Genomic DNA, 17,855 nt, shown 5'->3' with positions numbered 1-17,855 from the left:
CTCTGAGCGATGCAGAACGAGGATACCGCGCACCTGGACGCGGACGCTGCGGAGGGTCCGCGATACGTGGCGACGGGCAACGACATGGACGAAATTCTGATTTGGTTCCGGCAGCAGCCTGGCGGCGTCCGCACGTTCGTGACTCTGCTCCAGAAGCTCGCCGAGCATGGACAATCCCATTCCGGGCATGCGGCGCTGACGGCGCTGCTTACCGCGATAGTCCGGACCTACATCTGGAACTACGAGGAGATGCCGTTGAGTGTCGAGGTCGCGGCAGAAGCCCAGCGCCGGATGGTCGATCTCCTGGCCGGCTCCTGCCGGTACGACGAGCTCACTCCGGCGAAGCAGGTCGACATTCTGAACGAGTTCGCCCGAATCGAATTGGGGTAGGCTCTCTTCGGCAAGTATCGGAGAAAGACAGTTTGGCGGCGGGCGGAATTCGAGTCTGCCAAACGGATGGAGGTGGGCAATGAAGGTGGTGATTACCACTGTTCTTTTGGGAATGTAGGAGTGACGCTTTCTCGGTGGCTGGAGGGAGAAAGTCACCGAGACAGAGGGCGTCTATCATCATCTTATTTTACTAGATTTTTTCTAGAGCTGCCCTCTCTAAGATTTTGCTGTGCGACCGCTCGAACGCGTAAACCGACAGAGACGGCTTGCAAATGGACCCAAATTCCCGAAATTCTCCCGAAGTTTTCGTCCCTCCGAGAGCCGCGGGTCGGGCTCCCCGCGACCGCCGAGCGTGCTGGTGAAGCTGCCGGCGGCTGGCTGGATTTGCGAGCGCGGCTGGCTTCAATTGGAGAATGCGCGCCGGGAAGAGCCGCGCTTCTGACCGTGGTCGGCAGGATCGTTTCAGCGAGGATTTCGAGTATGGAATACCCGAGAGGCCCATCCTAAAGGCGCTTGCACAACGCATCCTTAGGAACCTCGATCATGTCGAGGAGCATGCCCCATTGTCCCCGTCGGCCCAAGACGACCCGCCCTACGTGGACACGCAGCTTCTGATCTCCCTCCTCGGCGTTATTGTCTTCCCGCATGAGCGCTCGGCTGAAGCCCTCGGGAAGCTCCTCGGCGAGTACGGTCGTCTCGATCAGGTTCTGACCGTCAAGCATCCGAAGGGCATCCCGGACGGCAAGCTGATCGAACTCACGAGGGTAGACGGGCAAACCGAACGTGTCGATCCGAACTCCATCACGAACCTGCCGCGCCTCCTTCGTCACAGCATCGCGCACTTCAACGTCTTGCCGCTTGAACGAGCCGGGAGGTTCTCTGGGATCCGCGTCTGGAACGTGAACGACCAGGACGTCATCACCTTCGTGCCCGATATCGATTTCGATGCCTTCCGACCGCTCGCGAAACGGGTGTTAACGGAGTTGGCTGATCCGAGCCGGGATGACCTTAGCCTCGCGGATCCAGAAGACCCGTTGGATGTCCTCCGGCGTGAGACTGCGAAGCCGAAGCCGAAGGGCAAGGCGCCCAGGCCCGTCGACAATGCCTGGAACCCTCTCCTGGAAGCCTGCGGCGGCGATGAGGAAAAGGCACAGAAAGAGATGACCGCGGCGTTGAAGCAACGCGCTGCCGAGCTCAAGCCGAAGCAGTAGCTGGAGCAACCGCCTCCCCAGTGAATCATGGGAGGCCCTGCCCGTCTTGCCGACGCGGGAATGGGCCGGCTGGGGCGCTATCCACAGCCGGTTCTGCGGGGACAAATCGGGATCATATCCTGATTCGACGCAAGCCGCCGCTGAGCGGTGACAAGGACTTACGGCGGTATGAGGTGAATGGCGGAGACGGAGGGATTCGAACCCTCGATACCCTTTTTAGGGGTATGCTCATTTAGCAAACGAGTGCCTTCAGCCTCTCGGCCACGTCTCCACGCCCACCGGCTCTAGAAGCTCTCCGAGGGCGGGTCAACCCGGTCTGCGCGGTGTGCCGGAAAGACGGCGCTCGTAATGTTTCGCCACGCGCAGGTGGCGGGAGATCGCGTAGTTCATCGCGGTCAGGAAACCGTAGACCCCGCGCACGCAATGGCGGCGGCCGAAATAGGCCTTCAGGAAGTTGCCGGGCAGCTCCACGAAGACCCGCCAGGTCGGGATCGAGACGCCGCGGGCGGCGAGGTCGTCGGCCTGCTGGTCGGAATAGCGGTTGAGCTTGTCGAGCTGGTCCCCGAGGGATCGCACGGAGAAATGGTGGATCACGCCCTTGAGCTGGCCCACGCTCGCCCCCGGCTCCAGGGCGACCCGGTCATGCACTGTCGAGGGCACATAGCGGCCGCGGTCCTTCCGGTAGAGGCGCACCGGCGTCAGGGTATAGGCCCAGGGATGGGGCTTGGCCTCGCCGGGGAAGATCTCCGCGATGCCGATGCGCCAGGCGGGATGAGCCGGCTCGCCCTGCGCGAAGACCGCGCGGATCGCCTGGGCGAGGTCGGGGGGCACCACCTCGTCGGCATCCACATTGAGCAGCCAGACGTGGCGGCAGGCATCTTCCGCGAAGCGCTTCTGCGGGCCGTAGCCCGGCCAGTCGTTGTGGATCACCCGCGCGCCGAGCTCCGTCGCGAGGGCCTGGGTGCCGTCGGTCGAGCCGGAATCGACGACGACGAGGTCGTCGGTCAGGTCGCGCACCGCCCGGATCGTGGCGCCGATGCGGTCGGCCTCGTTCTTGGCGATGATGAAGACGGAAAGCGGAAGCGGGGACATGGGGCTCGGCGGGCAAGGGCGGCCCGCTCTATCGGGCACGGCCCGCGCGGACAAGGCGGCCGCCCCGTCGCGGGGGCTCATGCCTCGGCGAGCCGCTTGCGCTGCACCTTCCCGTTGGGCGTGCGCGGCAGGGCGTCGAGGAAGCGGATCTCCTTCGGGCATTTGTAGGCGGCGAGCCGCTGCCCGCACCAGGCGAGCAGGTCGGGCGCCTCGATGGCCGCGCCGGCCCGGCGCACCACGAAGGCGGCGATGACGCGGAGGTCGGCGCGCACCGCAAGCTCCGTGACACCGACATCGGCGACGTCGGGATGCTCGGCGAGCGTCGCCTCCACCTCCACGGGCGAGACGCGGTAGCCCATGGCGTTCATCATGTCGTCGTTGCGGCCGTGGAAGCGCAGGTAGCCCTCCGCGTCGAGGCTCGCGAGGTCGCCGCCGGCGAACCAGTCCCCGCGCATCACCGCTTCCTCCTCCTCCGGCCGGTTCCAGTAGCCGAGCATCAGCCCCGGCTCCGAGCGGTGGATGGCGAGGAGGCCGATCTCGCCGGGGAGCAAGGGCGCGGGCTCCCCCTCCACCGGCAGGATCGCCACGCGCCGCCCGGGCTGCGGCTTGCCGGGGGAGCCGGGGCGCACGGGAATGGTGGGGCCGCTCGAGACGTAGGTGGAGATCTCGCTCATCCCCAGGGCCTCGTAGAGGGGCTTGCCGGTGGCCGCTCGCCAGGCCTCGAGCAGGTCCGGGGGCAGTGCCTCCCCCGCCGTGACGCCGTGGCGCAGGCGCGACAGGTCGTGGGCGCCGAGATCGGCATATTTCAGGATCTGGCGGTAGACGCTCGGCACGGCGGCGAAGAGCGTGGCGCCGTGCTCGGCGATCAGCGCCGGCCAGATGCCGCGGTCGCGTGGGCCGTTATAGAGCACCGTGGTGGCGCCGCAGGCCCAGGGATCGGTGATGCCCACACCCAGCGTGTAGGTCCAGTTCATAGTGCCGGCATGCAGCATCACGTCGGTCTCGGTCAGCCCGAGCCAGTGGGCATGCATGGGCCGGCGGCCCCAGATCGCCCGGTGGGCGTGCAGCACGCCCTTGGGCCGGCTCGTGGTGCCGGAGGTGTAGACCAGCGTTGCCGGATCCTCGGCGGCGGTGTCGGCATAATCCGTCAGCGGCGTGCCCACCTTCAGCGCCGCCACTGCCGGGGCGTCGAGAAGGATGCGGTCGCCGAGGCTGTCGCGGTCGACGGGGCAGCCGTCTCCCACCACCAAAGCCGCGACGCCGGCATTTTCCATGAGGAAGGCGGCCTCGCCGGGGGTGAGCTGCGGCGAGGAGGGCAGGGCGACGAGGCCCGCAGCGAGCGCCCCGAAATAGACGAGGACGTAATCGGCCTCGTTGCCCATCCGGATCATCACCCGGTCGCCGGGGGAGAGCCCGAGTTCCAGCAGACCGGCGGCGATGCCGCGCACCGCGCGGTCAGCCTCGGCATAGGTGAGCCGGGCGACACCGCTTTCGCCGACCATCACCAGAGCCGTCTTGTCGCCGCGAAGGCGTGCATTCTCGGCCAGGCAGTAGCGGGCGGCGTTGAAGCGGACGGGCGGCGAGCGGTCGTCGGGGGGCAAGGGCGTCGTCCTGGAGGGTTTTCTAGGTTTTTCCAGACCCTGTCCGCACTGGGCCGCCCCACGTCAAGCGACGCGTCCGGTGAGGGGCTCCGCGCGGCCGCGCAAGCCCGCCCGGCCTCGGACGCGACGCGCAGGAAGCGAAGGGAGGAAGACCATGATCGGCAGGCGGCACCTGCTGGCGGGCGGCTTGGCCGGGAGCCTGTCGGCTCTCCCGCCGCTCCGGGCGATCGCGGCGGCGGGGGAGGCGCCGGAGGGCTTCGAGGCGATCGAGGCCGCCTCCGGCGGCCGGCTCGGCGCCTTCGTCCTCGACACCGGCGACGGCAGCCGTCTCGGCTGGCGGGCCGGCGAGCGCTTCCCCCTCTGCAGCACGTTCAAGCCGCTTGCGGCCGCCGCCGTCCTCAAGGCCGTCGAGGCCGGGCGGGACAGCCTCGATCGCCGCGTCGCCTACGGCCCGGAGGCCCTCGTCCCGTATTCCCCCGTCACCGGCACGCATGTGGGGGAGGGGATGACCCTGGCGGATCTCTGCGCGGCGGCGATCACCCTGAGCGACAACACCGCCGGCAACCTGCTGCTCGCCGCCATCGGCGGTCCGGCCGGGCTCACCGCCTTCCTGCGTGGGATCGGCGACGCCACGACACGGCTCGACCGGACCGAGCCCGATCTCAACGAGGCGTTGCCCGGCGATCCCCGCGACACCACCACGCCGGAAGCCATGGCCGAGACCCTCCGGGCGCTGCTCCTGGGCGATGCCCTGGCGTCCGGGTCCCGCGCGCGGCTGATCGGATGGCTGGAGGCGTGCCGTACGGGGGCGGCGCGGCTGCGCGCCGGGGTGCCGGAGGATTGGCGCGTCGGCGACAAGACCGGAACCGGCGAGCGGGGCAGCGCGAACGATGTCGGACTCCTCCAGCCGCCGGGCAAGGCTCCTCTCGTCGTTGCGGTCTTTCTCACGGGAAGCTCCCTCGGCCTGGAGCCCCGGGACGCCGCGATCGCCGCGGTGGCCCGCATGGTCGCGGCCCGGCGTTCCGGGCCGCCCCGCTGACGATCCGGCGATGCAACCATTCCGCGAGAAAAAAGCTTTACTTTACGGTTCGTGGCACTCCGGAAGTTATCGTGCGTTAACTCGGGCTGGCCGAGGCACGGCTATGACGGACCCCGGGAGAGGAGTCTCGGAGTTCGATGGAAAGTCCCCTTGTCCGAAAACTCGGGTGCTTCACGCGCCTCTCGGCCGAGGAAACGAAGGCTCTGAACGAGATCTCCCGCGTCAAGATCCGTCGTGTCGGCGCCCGGGAAGACATCATCCGCGAAGGCGATACGCTCGAGAACATCAACCTGATCCTCGAAGGCTGGGCCTGCCGCTACAAGCAGCTCGAGGATGGGCGGCGCCAGATCATCGCCTTCTTCGTGCCCGGCGATCATTTCGACAGCCACGTCTTCTCGCTGCGCGAGATGGATCACTCGATCGGCACGATGAACGCGGTCACCCTGGCGGAGCTCGGCCGGGAGGGGCTCCTGGCCCTGGCCGAGCGGCACCCGCGGATCGCCCAGAGCCTGTCCTGGGAGATCGCGGTCCGGTTCTCGATCCAGCGGGAATGGACCGTCAGCATCGGTCAGCGGACCGCCGCCGAGCGGCTCGGCCATCTCCTGTGCGAGCTGTTCCTGCGCATGCAGGCCGTGGGGCTGGCCGACGCGACCTCCTGCGACCTGCCCGTGACCCAGGTCGATCTCGCCGACGCCCTCGGGCTGTCGAACGTGCACGTCAACCGGGTACTGCAGGAATTGCGGGCGAACGGTCTGATCGTGCTGCGGGGCCGGCACCTGACCATCCCCGATTTCCAGGCCCTCGCCGCCAATTCCCTGTTCAACCCGCATTACCTGCATCTCGGCCACGAGGGCCGGCACCTCGACGCGGCCGACGAGTAGGGCGGCGGGTCAGCCGGCCAGCGGCAGGGGCGGAGGGGTCGTGGCGCCGTTGACACCGCTGCGGCGCTCCAGCAGGCCCGGGGGCGGCACTGGGGCATCGATCGTGCACACCACGCCGGTCGGCTCGTAGGCGAGCTTCACCTCGCCGGCGAGCTCCCGGGCGAGGCTGCGCTCGATCAGGCGCGAGCCGAAGCCGGTTCGCGTGGGCGGCATCACCGGTGGGCCGCCGCTCTCGCTCCAGCGCAGGGAGAGCCGGATCTCGGGGCCGCGCTGCACGCTCCAGGCGATGTGCACTCGGCCGCCCTCCCGCGAGAGCGCGCCGTATTTCACGGCATTGGTGCCGAGCTCGTGCAGGGCCATGGCGATGGAGAGGGCGAGGCGCGGCGGCAGGCGCAGGGGCGGCCCCGAGACGAGGAAGCGCGCCTTCTGCCCCTCCGGCGCTTCCAGCGGCCGGATGGCGTCGGCCACGATCGTGCCGAGCTCCGCGCCTTCCCAGCTCTCCCGGGTCAGCACGTCATGGGCGCGCGCGAGCGCGATCAGACGGGCCTCGAAGGCGCTCTTGGCCGTTTCCGCCTCCTCGCCGTCGAGGCCGCGCAGGGATTGCAGGGCGATGGACTGCACCGTGGCCAGGGTGTTCTTCACCCGGTGGTTCAGCTCGTGGATCAGGAGCAGCAGGTGCTCCTCGGCGCGCTTGGCATCGGTGATGTCGACGTTGCAGCCGGTGAAGCCGAGGAAGGTGCCGTGGTCGTCGAGGCGCGGCACGCCCTCGCAGCGCAGCCAGCGCACGTCCCCGGCCCGGTCGATCACCCGCATCTCCGCCCGGAACGGCTCCCGATTCTCGAAGGCTTCCCGGAACAGGGAGGAGAAAGCCGGCAGGTCCGGCGGATGCACGATCTGGCGCCAGCCTTCGCCGGAGAGGTCCGAGGCCGGCCGCCCGAACAGGTGGTCGAAATGCATGTTGGCGAAGACGATCTCCGCCTTCTCGTCCGTCATCCAGATCAGGGCCGGCGCCGAATCCGCCATGTGGCGGAAGCGGGCCTCGCTCTCGCGCAGGGCCGAGAGGCCGCGCTGCGTCTCGGCCAGGGCCTTGTCGCGCTCCTCGCTCCGCGTGCGCAGGCGCTGGGAGGCCTCCGACAGCACGTCGCCGAGGCGGCGGATCTCGTGGATCGGCGAGGCGACGCGGGGGATCGCCTGCCCGCGGGACAGGGCCGGCCCGGAGGCGGCGAGCTGCCGGAGCGGCCGCGCGACCCGGGACCAGAGATGGACCGTGAGGGTGGAGGAGGTCGCCAGCACGAGAAGCCCGAACCCGCCGAAGGCCCAGATCCAGCGCTGCGTCCGCGAGTTCACGAGTTCCCGGGGCACGCTCGCGATGACCGTCCAGCCGTTGAGGCGGGAGCGGGCCTCGACCACCGTGACCGGGTGCAGGTCCCGGTCCTTGCCTTCCCACACGCCGGGCGTCTCGGTCGGGCGTTGGCGCAGGGTCGCGAGGCGGGGATGGCCGACCACCCCGGCCATCTGCGGCAGGCGCGCCAGCACGATGCCCTCGCGATCGGACACGCCGCTGGTCCAGCCCTCGACCCGCTCGCGCTCCAGCAGGCCGTCGAGCCGCTGGATCGGCACGGAGAAGCTGAGGATGTAGGCGACGGCGTCGTCGTTCCGCACCGGCACCGCCACGGCGTAGGTCGCCTTGGCGGGATTGGCGGCCGGCAGGTAGCCGGAGACGAGGGAACTGCGCTGGCCGCCGTTCAGCACCTCGCGGTCGAAGGGCAGGCTGGTGACCGGCAGGGGCGCGCCCGGCGCCAGGGCCGTGTTCACGAGTTGCTGCCCGTCGGGCCGCCGCAGCATGATCTCGAGGCCGACCGCGTCGCGCACGGCCCGCGCCTGCAGGTCGAAGCCGGGCAGCTCGCCTTCCTTCAGGCGCGGCGAGGTGGCGAGCGTCTGCAGCACGGAGATGAGGCCGGCGGTGTCGCGGTCGATCGAGAGGGCGATGCCGCGCACGTTCTCGCGGGCATCCTGCTCGAAGCGGGCGCGCTCGGTCGCCGCGTAGCGGGCGAGCAGGATCGCCGTGAAGACCAGCCCGGGGCCGATCAACGCGATCACCAGCATCACGAGGTAGACCTGCGTGGAGAACCCGCGCTGGCCGAACCGGGAGAAGAGGCGACGAATCAAGGCGGGACGGGGCTCGCGCGCTCGGTCGGTCGGAACCGGCTCCGCCCCATCATGGCGCATGGCAAGCGTCATCGCAAAGCCGGGATGGCGTGCGATACAACTAATACGTGTATCGCTGCGCTCATGGCCGATCCACATGGCCGAGATCGCGGCCCGGATCGAGCCGGTCCCGGACCCGCTGCTTCAGCGTCTTCACGTCGGGGAAGCCACCGTCGCGGGTGCGGTCCCAGAGCGTCTCCTCGCCGAAGGTGATCACGAAGATCCCGCCGGTGCCCGGCCGCAGGGCAACCTCGCCGAGATCGTCGCGGAAGGTCGAGAGCAGCTCCTGCGCCATCCAGGCCGAGCGCAGAAGCCACTGGCACTGCGTGCAATAGGTGATGGCGATCCGCGGCTTCGGGGCCTGTGCGGGGGGCGTTCCGTCCATGTCCGGGAGAGCGCCCGGATACCCCGTCATTGTCAATGGCATGGCGGCTCAATCGATGGTGAGGCCGTCCCAGGACGCGCCGCCTTTCATCGGGCCCGTCCCGCCCAGCCCTTTCCCTGGCGCGATGTCGCACCTATCTCCGCCGGCAGGCGGCGCTCCCGTCAAGCTCGCTCCGGCCGTGCCGGGGCGGGCGGCTTCGTCCACGAGGATATCCCGATGCGTTCGACCGCGGATTCCGGCCTCTCCTCCCGGGTGCCGGTGATCGGCCGCCTGCTCAGCGCCCTCATCGTGGCGCTCTTCGCCGGCTGCCTCTCGGGCTGCGGCGCCGTCAACCGCGTGCCGACCCTGGAGGAGCAGGCGAAATCCGCCTGGAGCGAGGTGCAGAACCAGTACCAGCGCCGGGCCGACCTGATCCCGAACCTCGTCGAGACGGTGAAGGGCTACGCCAAGCAGGAGCAGGAGACCCTGACCAAGGTGACCGAGGCCCGCGCCAAAGCCACCAGCGTGCAGGTCGATGCCTCGACCGTGAACGATCCGGCGAAGTTCAAGCAGTTCCAGGACGCGCAGAACCAGCTCTCCGGCGCCCTCGGGCGGCTGCTCGCTAGCGTCGAGGCCTATCCGGACCTGAAGTCGAACCAGAACTTCCTCGCCTTGCAATCGCAGCTCGAGGGCACCGAGAACCGCATCGCCGTGGCGCGGCGCGACTACATCCAGGCCGTCCAGGCCTACAACACCGAGATCCGGACCATTCCCGGCCGCTGGATCGCCGGCTGGTTCTACCCCGAGGCGAAGCCGATGGAGACCTTCTCGGCCACGCCCAATGCCGACCGCCCGCCGAACGTGAAGTTCTAGCTGCGACGCCGTGGACAACACGCGCCAGCCGAGGATCGGGGCGAGGGAGATCGGGCGGCTCCTGATCGCGCCGCTCGTGCTGGTGCTGCTCGTCGTCGCCTCGAGCCTCGCCTCCGCCGCGGAGCCGGACTGGCCGAAGCTGACCGGCCGCGTCGTCGACGACGCTCATCTCCTCGCTCCGGAGGTGCGTGCCCGCATCGAGGGCAAGCTCAAGGCGCACGAGGACAAGACGACGGACCAGCTCGTCGTCGCCACCGTGCCGAGCCTGCAGGGCCTCACGGTCGAGGATTACGCCAACCGCCTGTTCCGGGCATGGGGCCTCGGGCAGAAGAAGACGAACAACGGCGCCCTGCTCCTCGTCGCCCCCTCCGAGCGCAAGGTGCGGATCGAGGTCGGTTACGGGCTCGAAGGTGCGCTCACCGACGCGCTGACCAAGGTCATCATCACCACGGCGATCACGCCGCGCTTCAAGCAGAACGACTTCGCCGGCGGGATCGAGGCCGGGGTCGACGCCATGCTCTCGATCCTCACCGGCGACGCCGAGGAATGGCAGCGCCGGGCCCAGGTGCGCGAGGACGCGGTCGATCCCGCCCTCGTGGTGGTCTGGATCGTGGTGATCCTCGTCCTCGTCTTCCTGGTCTGGCGCATGAGCGCCCGCTCCGGGCGTCTCGGGCGCGGCGGCGGCTTCATCGTGGTACCGGGTCCCTCCGGCGGCTGGGGCGGCGGCTTCTCCGATGGCGGCGGCTTTTCCGGGGGCGGTTTCTCCGGCGGCGGCGGATCCTCGGGCGGGGGAGGGGCCTCCGGTGACTGGTAGAAGGGTCTCGCCCCTGTCGGCGGCGGAATGCGCCCGCGTCACGGCGGCGATCGGCCGGGCGGAGCGCGGCACCAGCGGCGAGATCGTGGTGCTGGTCTCCGCCCGGGCCGGGCTCTACCGCTCCGCCGGGCTCGCCCTGGCGCTCCTCGTCGCCCTCGCGGTGCCCTGGCCGCTGATCCTGGCGACGGATCTGAGCGCGGCGGAGATCGCCCTGGCGCAGGCCGGGTTCGTCCTCGCGGTGCTGGCGCTCTCCTCCGCCGAGCGCCTGCGCCCGTTCCTCGTCCCGCGCCGCATCCGGCGGGCGCGGGCGCACGAGGCGGCCCGGCGGCAATTCCATGCCCACGGCCTGACGCGGACGCGGGCGCGCACCGGCGTGCTGATCTACGTCTCCTTGGCCGAGCGCTACGCCGAGATCGTGGCGGATGCGGGCGTGCGCGCCCGGGTGCCGGAGGAGACCTGGCGGGGCGCGGTCGCGGCCCTGCTCGCCCAGGCGGCCCGGGGCGACCTCGCCGCCGGGCTGGTCGCGGCGGTGGAGCGGGTCGGCGCGGTGCTCGCCAAGGAGCTGCCCGGCGACACGGCCGGCGACGAGATCCCGAACCGCGTCATCCTGCTCGATTGAGTTTCGCGCGCCTCTTCCGGAGACGGCGTTCCCCCGCCGATGTCACGGGGATGACTCACGGATCGCTCCGTGTGTAATCGCGGCAACTGGCCTTCGGCGGGAATTTGCGTCAAACCAGCCGCGAAGGCCGTCTGAGTCAAAAATGCGGCCGAGCACGGAGAGAAGCGTCAATGGGCGCGGTACAGAAACACGGCCCCTGGGCCCTCGTTGGCGCCCTGGGCGCCGCGGCTCTCGCGATCGTCGCCACGCAGCGTGGTGAAAGCATCAACGCCCTCTGGGTCGTCGTCGCTGCGGTCTGTGTCTACTTGATCGCCTATCGCTATTACTCGCTCTTCATCGCCGACAAGGTCATGCGCCTCGATCCGAAGCGCATGACCCCAGCCCACCGTCACAACGACGGGCTCGACTTCGTCCCCACCAACAGGACCGTCCTGTTCGGCCACCACTTCGCCGCCATCGCCGGCGCCGGCCCGCTGGTCGGCCCGGTGCTCGCCGCGCAGATGGGCTACCTGCCGGGCATGCTCTGGATCCTGGCCGGCGTCGTGCTCGCCGGCGCCGTGCAGGACTTCATGGTCCTGTTCATCTCGATGCGGCGCGACGGGCGCTCGCTGGGCGAGCTGATCCGGGCCGAGCTCGGTGTGATCCCCGGCGTGATCGCGTTGTTCGGCACCTTCATGATCATGATCATCCTGCTCGCCGTGCTGGCGATGGTGGTGGTCAAGGCGCTGGCCGAGAGCCCCTGGGGCACCTTCACCGTCGCGGCGACGATCCCGATCGCGATCCTGATGGGACTCTATGCGCGCTACATCCGCCCCGGCAAGGTCGGCGAGGTCTCGGTCATCGGCTTCATCCTGCTCATGGCCGCCATCGTCTATGGCGGCCGGATCGCGGCCGATCCCTTCTGGGGCCCGGCCTTCACCTTCACCGGCACGCAGCTCACCTGGATGCTGATCGGCTACGGCTTCGTCGCCGCGATCCTGCCCGTCTGGCTGCTCCTCGCGCCGCGCGACTACCTCTCCACCTTCCTCAAGATCGGCACCATCGTCGGCCTTGCCATCGGTATCGTCTTCGTCGCTCCGCAGATGCAGATGCCGGCGGTCACGAAGTTCGTGGACGGCACGGGCCCGGTCTGGGCGGGCGGCCTGTTCCCGTTCCTGTTCATCACCATCGCCTGCGGCGCCGTCTCGGGCTTCCACTCCCTGATCGCCTCGGGCACCACCCCGAAGCTCGTCGACAATGAGATCGACACGCGCTTCATCGGCTATGGCGGCATGCTCATGGAGAGCTTCGTCGCGATCATGGCGCTGGTGGCCGCGAGCGTGATCGATCCGGGCGTCTATTTTACCATGAACTCGCCGGGCGCCCTGGTCGGCACCACGCCGGAGACCGCGGCCGCGGCCGTGACCAAGCTCGGCTTCCCGATCGCGCCCGAGATCCTCGCCCAGACCGCACAGGATGTCGGCGAGCACTCGATCATCTCCCGCGCAGGCGGCGCCCCGACGCTCGCCGTCGGCATGGCCCACATCATCTCCTCGGCCATCGGCGGCAAGGCGATGATGGCCTTCTGGTACCACTTCGCGATCCTGTTCGAGGCGCTCTTCATCCTCACCGCGGTGGATGCGGGCACGCGGGCGGGCCGCTTCATGCTGCAGGACCTGCTCGGCCTCGTCTCGCCGGCCTTCAAGAACACCTCGTCCTGGGTGCCGAGCGTGTTCGCGACCGCGCTCTGCGTCGGCGCCTGGGGCTACTTCCTCTACCAGGGCGTCACCGACCCGCTCGGCGGCATCTACACCCTGTGGCCGCTCTTCGGCATCTCGAACCAGATGCTCGCGGCCGTGGCGCTGACGCTCGCCACCGTGGTGATCTTCAAGATGAAGCGCGAGCGCTACGCCTTCGTCACGATCATCCCCACCGTGTGGCTGTGCGTCTGCACGCTGACGGCGGGCTGGCAGAAGATCTTCTCGCCCGACGCGAAGATCGGCTTCCTCGCCCATGCAGACCGCTTCTCGACCGCGATCGCGGAGGGCAAGGTCCTGGGCCCGGCCAAGAACATGGCCGACATGCACAAGATCGTCTTCAACGATCGCGTCGACGCGGTGCTCGCCGTGATGTTCGTGGGGCTCGTGGTGGCGATCGCGGCCTTCGGCATCATGGCCTGCGTCAAGGCTTACCGCGCCGATCGCTGGACGGCCCTCGAGGCCGATCCCAAGCTGGCGCCTGCGGAGTAGGACAAGCCATGGCCACGGCCGCATCCTCGCAGGACTTTCGCGCACGCTTCAAGGCGTTCAGCAAATGCGTCTGCGACGGTGCGCGCCTGATGGTGGGACAGGGCGACTATGGGGCTTATGTCGCCCACATCGCCAAGACCCACCCCGACCAGACGCCGATGACCGAGCGCGAGTTCTTCCGGAACCGGGAGAATGCGCGCTTCGGCGTCGGCAATACCGGCGGCTTCCGTTGCTGCTAGAGCGCATTCCGACGAATCGGATCCGGTTCGTTGAAGGAAGGCCCGGTTGTCGCCAGGACCGAGAGTCGACGATCCGAGGCAATCCGAGCGGATCCGGCCCGAGGCGGCGCGCCGCCTGATATTTCCGAGGCCGCTGCGCGAGGGACCATCGGTTCGGTTAAGAGGGACAGTGGAGCCCAGGATGTTCCGGGCTCTGGCTCTGGCCGAGCGTGATGTCGGTCAGGTGTTGCTGGGGAAGGGCGAACGGATTTGCCTCTTCCTGAAGTCGAACCCGCTTGTTGAAAGCAAGCGCACCGGGCGGGTCAGGTGTTCGAGCCGCCTGCCAAGCGTGACGGCATCGCGGAAACCTCTGCCGATGCCTTCAGGAATCATGGTTCCCTTTCGCAGAATAAGTTCCCTTTAACGCGCAATCGCCATGGTGTCGGGTCGACGGGGCAGAACCCAGACCGGATGATGACGAACGGGAGATTGCACGGGGCCGAGGTGCGCGGCACGCGGCAGATGGCGGGCTTCCTCCGCGGTCTCGACCGCCGGCTGATCACGGGCTGTGCCTTGGGGCTGATCGCCGTGGCCCTGCTCGGCGCCTGTGCCGCCATCCTCCTTCGGGAAAGCGAGGCCGAGCGCGACCAGACGGCTTGGATCGATGCCGGCCTGCACTCCGCGGACACCGTCGGCCTCACCTTCGATCGGTTGCGGGCGGCCTATGCCCGGCCATCGACAGAGGATGCCCCGGCCGGTGCCGGGCTGCGCGAGGTTGATGATCTGCGCCTGCTCCTGAAGGCGCATCTCGCCGCCGTCCTGCTCGGCTCCCGCTCGGTTTCCGCGAGCCAAGCGGCGATGGACGCCCGCGACACGCTCGAGGATTGGCACGCAGAGGTCGTGGCGCAGCGCGCGAAGGCTTCTCCCGATGCGGCCGGGCGCGCCGCGGTCGACCGCGCCGCCCGGGTGGCGGGCATCCAGATCGAGCGGATGAAGGCTGCCCTCGCTGCGGACAAGGCCCTGCAGATCCAGGCGGCCGGTCGCGCCGCGCGCCTGCGCGGGGACATCCTCTCCGCCGCGACCCTGTTCGCCACGGCCATGGTGGCCGGCATGGCGTTGATGCTGTGCGCGCGGCGGTCGCGCCGGCGGGGGGAGGGGCCGATCGCCCCGCTTCCCGTGCCGGCCGTGGCCGAACCCACCGACAGCGAGGCCTCGGCCGACAGGGATCCCCTGGTCGAGGACGCCCAGCCGGACGCCGAAGAGGCGGGTTCGGTCGTGGTCGTCTTGGACGGCGCGGCCCTTCCGCCGGAGAGGGAGGAGGGGGCGGCGATCGCGGATCATGCGCGCCTCGCCACTGCCGAGACCGAGAACCGCCGGCTCACCGATGCCCTCGAGACCATGTCGCAGGGCCTGTGCCTCTACGACGAGAGCGGCCGGCTCGCCGTGGTGAACGCCCGCTATAGCGAGATCTACCGGCTGCCGCCGGGCGCGGTCCGGGTCGGCATGTCGTGCGCCGAGGTGATGGCGGCGAGCCTGGCGGCGGGCAACCACCCGGCCCAGGAGCTGTCGGACCTCCTCCAGACGATGGAGACCCTCGTCGTCTCGGACGATGCCTCGCATTTCCAGGAGCTTGGCGACGGCCGCGTCGTCGCGATCCGCGCCCGTCCGACCCGGGGCGGCGGCTTCGTCGCCACCTACGAGGACGTGTCCGAGCGCTGGGAGGCCGAGACGCGCATCGCCCACATGGCGCGCCACGACGCCCTCACTGAATTGCCGAACCGCGTCCTCCTGCGCGAGCGCATCGAAGCCGCCCTGACGCAGGTCGGCTGCGAGGCAGGGTTCGCGGTGCATTGCCTCGATCTCGATCACTTCAAGCAGATCAACGACACCCTCGGCCACAATGTCGGCGACGAGTTGCTCTGCGCGGTCGCGCACCGGCTGCGGGCCTGCATCCGAGACATCGACACCGTGGCCCGGCTTGGCGGCGACGAATTCGCGATCGTCCAGCTCGGGATCGAGACGCCGGAGGACGCCGTGGTGCAGGCCTGCCGGATGGTCGAGGTGCTGCGGGAGCCCTACGCGCTGACCGAGCACACCGTGACGGTCGGCGTGAGCATCGGCATCGCCATCGCCCCCGAGGACGGGATGACGGCGAGCCGGCTTCTCAAATACGCCGACGTGGCCCTCTACCGGGCCAAGGCCGAGGGCCGCGGCCGCCACCGCCTGTTCGAGCCGGAGATGGGCGAGCGGCTCCAGGCCCGGCGGCTCCTGGAGATCGACCTGCGCGAGGCGCTTACGCGCGACGCCTTCGAGCTCCATTACCAGCCGATCTACAGCTTGGCCGACGACCGGATCTGCGGCTTCGAGGCCCTCCTGCGCTGGAACCATCCCGAGCGCGGCCGCGTCTCCCCGGCCGAGTTCGTGCCGCTCGCCGAGGAGATCGGCTTGATCGTCCCGCTCGGCGAGTGGGTGATCCGTCAGGCCTGTGACGAGGCCCGGCGCTGGCCGGAGGGCCTCAAGGTCGCGGTGAACGTCTCGCCGGCCCAGTTCGTCTCCGCGCGCCTGATCGAGATCGTACGCGACGCCCTGTCCGAGAGCGGCCTCTCCGCCGGCCGGCTCGAGCTGGAGATCACCGAGACGGTGCTCCTCCAGAACGGGGGCGCCACCGTCGCCATGCTGCACGCCCTGAAGACGCTGGGCGCGCGCATCTCCATGGACGATTTCGGCACCGGCTATTCGTCCCTGAGCTACCTGCGCAGCTTCCCCTTCGACAAGATCAAGATCGACCAAGCCTTCACGCGGGACCTCGCCGTGGAGAACGGCTCCGATTTCATCGTGCGTGCCGTGATCAGCCTCGGTGCGAGCCTCGGCATGACCACCACCGCGGAGGGTGTCGAGACGCCGGAGCAGCTCGCGCGGCTGCGTGAGGAGGGATGCGACGAGGTGCAGGGCTATCTGTTCAGCCGGCCGGTGCCGGCGGCGGAACTGCCCGCGCTCATCGCCCGCTGGAACGGCGCCCAGCGCGCCGTGGCCTGAGCCGCCGCTCCGCGCCTCAATCCGGGAATTCGAGTTGGGCGCCGGCCTTCAGAAAGGCCATCGGATCGACTGGCTCGCCGTCGATCCGGGTCTCGTAATGCAGGTGGCTGCCCGTCGAGCGGCCGGTCGAGCCGGCATAGCCGAGCACCGTGCCGGCGGCGATCCGCTGGCCCGGCGACACGGCATAGCCGGAGAGATGGGCATAGCGGGTGAGCACGCCCTGCCCGTGATCGACCTCGACCATGTTGCCGTAGCCGCCCGCGTATTCCGCGGCGGTGACGCGGCCCGGCGCGGTCGCGCGCACCGGCTCGCTGGCCTCGGCGCGCAGGTCGATTCCTGTATGCAGGGCATAGCCGCGGGTGAAGGGATCGAGGCGGGAGCCGAAGCTGCTCGTCAGGGCCGGATCCCCCGGGAGGGGCTTGCGCAGAGGCAGGTCGAGGGCGAGGCGCCGCATCCGCACCTCCTCGTCCACCTGCCGCCGGGCCTCGGCGAGCGCGACAGAGAAGGCGTCCGAGGGCAGCGGCACCAGGGGGCCGCCCATGGCCTCGGTCGGGCGGCGGTAGCGTGCGAGGTCGAGCCCCGTCCCGGCAATCAGGTCGCGGAAGCGCCCGGCGCTGCGTGCCGAGCGCGCGGTGACCGTGGCCAGGAACCGGAACTGCGCCGCGGACAGGCCGTCGAGGCGCCGCTCCACGTTCGCCAGTACCGGGCCGGGGTTATGCCCGATCCTGTCCGCCCGGTCGTCCCGCCCCCGCAGCGCCTGGGCCTCGGGCGCTCCCGGGGCGGGCGCCGCGGTGGCATGCGAGAGGGGGATATCCGGCTCCGGCGCGGTCTCGGCTCCCTCCGGCAGCGCGCTGCCCAGGCCGGACAGGGTCGCCTGCCGCCGTTCGAGCAGTCTCTGGCGCTCGGCGATGGCCGTCAGCCGGCTCGCGAGGTCGGCCTCGCTGCGCCGGGCGTCGCTGGACCGTTGATCGAGCTCGTGGCGGAGCGTGTCGATCCGCGCCTCGTAGGCGGTGCGCAGGGCGGTCTGCTGCGCCATGAAGCGCGCCAGCACCTCGTCGTGGAACACGAGATAGTAGCTCGCGGCGCCGGCCCAGAGCGTGCTGGCCGCGAGTGCGACGCGCAACGGCCAGACGGAGCGCTGCCCCGCCGTCGCCCCGCGTGGCCCCTGGTGTCTGGAAGGCACGGACGGCATGGCACCTGCAGGCCGATTTCTCTCGGTCGATGCATGCGCCGACATGGTTAAGGAAGGGCTTCCGATGCCCCCGGCCGCTCGTCCCGAAG

At 69.6% G+C, this 17,855-nt stretch carries 15 protein-coding genes and 1 tRNA gene; 10 read left to right on the top strand and 6 right to left on the bottom strand.

Features of this window, described 5'->3' with window-relative positions; translation table 11 throughout:
- Window positions 1–9: 9 nt before the first annotated feature.
- Both MMB17_RS02065 and MMB17_RS02060 read left to right on the top strand, forming a co-directional pair.
- Window positions 10–390, top strand: a complete 381-nt coding sequence (locus tag MMB17_RS02065) for a hypothetical protein (protein WP_238311776.1) — start codon at window positions 10–12, stop codon at window positions 388–390.
- Between the two features lie 413 nt (window positions 391–803).
- The gene (locus MMB17_RS02060; protein ID WP_241100899.1) at window positions 804–1,601 is read left to right on the top strand and encodes a HEPN family nuclease; all 798 of its coding nucleotides are present in this window, start codon (window positions 804–806) and stop codon (window positions 1,599–1,601) included.
- A gap of 178 nt (window positions 1,602–1,779) precedes the next feature.
- Here the strand turns inward: MMB17_RS02060 and MMB17_RS02055 are convergent.
- The 3 genes from MMB17_RS02055 to MMB17_RS02045 form a co-directional block, all read right to left on the bottom strand.
- A tRNA-Ser gene (locus tag MMB17_RS02055) sits at window positions 1,780–1,872 on the bottom strand.
- A gap of 35 nt (window positions 1,873–1,907) precedes the next feature.
- Complete coding sequence (locus tag MMB17_RS02050; protein WP_241100898.1) at window positions 1,908–2,693, bottom strand: glycosyltransferase family 2 protein; 786 nt, start codon at window positions 2,691–2,693, stop codon at window positions 1,908–1,910.
- A gap of 77 nt (window positions 2,694–2,770) precedes the next feature.
- Complete coding sequence (locus MMB17_RS02045; RefSeq protein WP_241100897.1) at window positions 2,771–4,294, bottom strand: acetate--CoA ligase; 1,524 nt, start codon at window positions 4,292–4,294, stop codon at window positions 2,771–2,773.
- A gap of 154 nt (window positions 4,295–4,448) precedes the next feature.
- Between MMB17_RS02045 and bla the strand changes: the two genes are divergently transcribed.
- Together bla and MMB17_RS02035 are read left to right on the top strand one after the other, a co-directional pair.
- A complete protein-coding gene (gene bla, locus MMB17_RS02040; RefSeq protein WP_241100896.1) occupies window positions 4,449–5,333 on the top strand; it encodes a class A beta-lactamase in 885 nt (294 codons plus the stop codon).
- A 137-nt stretch (window positions 5,334–5,470) separates the two neighbouring features.
- On the top strand, window positions 5,471–6,214 hold the full coding sequence (locus MMB17_RS02035) for a Crp/Fnr family transcriptional regulator (RefSeq protein WP_238312676.1): 744 nt from the start codon (window positions 5,471–5,473) through the stop codon (window positions 6,212–6,214).
- Window positions 6,215–6,223: 9 nt separating this feature from the next.
- Here the strand turns inward: MMB17_RS02035 and MMB17_RS02030 are convergent, their stop codons facing one another.
- Window positions 6,224–8,320, bottom strand: a complete 2,097-nt coding sequence (locus MMB17_RS02030) for a sensor histidine kinase (protein WP_241102095.1) — start codon at window positions 8,318–8,320, stop codon at window positions 6,224–6,226.
- 184 nt (window positions 8,321–8,504) lie between these two features.
- Window positions 8,505–8,807, bottom strand: a complete 303-nt coding sequence (locus tag MMB17_RS02025; RefSeq protein ID WP_238312674.1) for an Rdx family protein — start codon at window positions 8,805–8,807, stop codon at window positions 8,505–8,507.
- A gap of 216 nt (window positions 8,808–9,023) precedes the next feature.
- On the opposite strand from MMB17_RS02025, the gene MMB17_RS02020 reads away from it, so the two are divergent.
- The 6 genes from MMB17_RS02020 (at window position 9,024) to MMB17_RS01995 (ending at window position 16,574) form a co-directional block, all read left to right on the top strand.
- The gene (locus tag MMB17_RS02020) at window positions 9,024–9,659 is read left to right on the top strand and encodes a LemA family protein (RefSeq protein WP_241100895.1); all 636 of its coding nucleotides are present in this window, start codon (window positions 9,024–9,026) and stop codon (window positions 9,657–9,659) included.
- A 49-nt stretch (window positions 9,660–9,708) separates the two neighbouring features.
- Window positions 9,709–10,473 (top strand): TPM domain-containing protein, encoded by a 765-nt coding sequence (locus tag MMB17_RS02015; RefSeq protein WP_241102094.1) that lies wholly within the window; start codon window positions 9,709–9,711, stop codon window positions 10,471–10,473.
- The gene (locus tag MMB17_RS02010) at window positions 10,463–11,092 is read left to right on the top strand and encodes a TPM domain-containing protein (RefSeq protein ID WP_241100894.1); all 630 of its coding nucleotides are present in this window, start codon (window positions 10,463–10,465) and stop codon (window positions 11,090–11,092) included. The genes MMB17_RS02015 and MMB17_RS02010 overlap by 11 nt, the downstream gene beginning before the upstream one ends.
- Window positions 11,093–11,262: 170 nt before the next feature.
- The gene (locus MMB17_RS02005; RefSeq protein ID WP_241100893.1) at window positions 11,263–13,320 is read left to right on the top strand and encodes a carbon starvation CstA family protein; all 2,058 of its coding nucleotides are present in this window, start codon (window positions 11,263–11,265) and stop codon (window positions 13,318–13,320) included.
- Window positions 13,321–13,328: 8 nt separating this feature from the next.
- Window positions 13,329–13,559, top strand: a complete 231-nt coding sequence (locus MMB17_RS02000; RefSeq protein ID WP_238312667.1) for a YbdD/YjiX family protein — start codon at window positions 13,329–13,331, stop codon at window positions 13,557–13,559.
- A gap of 450 nt (window positions 13,560–14,009) precedes the next feature.
- Window positions 14,010–16,574, top strand: a complete 2,565-nt coding sequence (locus MMB17_RS01995; RefSeq protein WP_241100892.1) for a putative bifunctional diguanylate cyclase/phosphodiesterase — start codon at window positions 14,010–14,012, stop codon at window positions 16,572–16,574.
- Between the two features lie 16 nt (window positions 16,575–16,590).
- On the opposite strand, the gene MMB17_RS01990 is transcribed toward MMB17_RS01995, so the two are convergent.
- The gene (locus MMB17_RS01990; protein ID WP_420847317.1) at window positions 16,591–17,766 is read right to left on the bottom strand and encodes a M23 family metallopeptidase; all 1,176 of its coding nucleotides are present in this window, start codon (window positions 17,764–17,766) and stop codon (window positions 16,591–16,593) included.
- Window positions 17,767–17,855: the final 89 nt, after the last annotated feature.

It is taken from the genome of Methylobacterium organophilum (assembly GCF_022533465.1).
GTDB classification, from domain to species: Bacteria; Pseudomonadota; Alphaproteobacteria; order Rhizobiales; family Beijerinckiaceae; genus Methylobacterium; species Methylobacterium organophilum.
The sequence above is the reverse complement of the archived record's forward strand: the minus strand, read 5'-3'. Positions and strand labels throughout refer to the sequence as shown.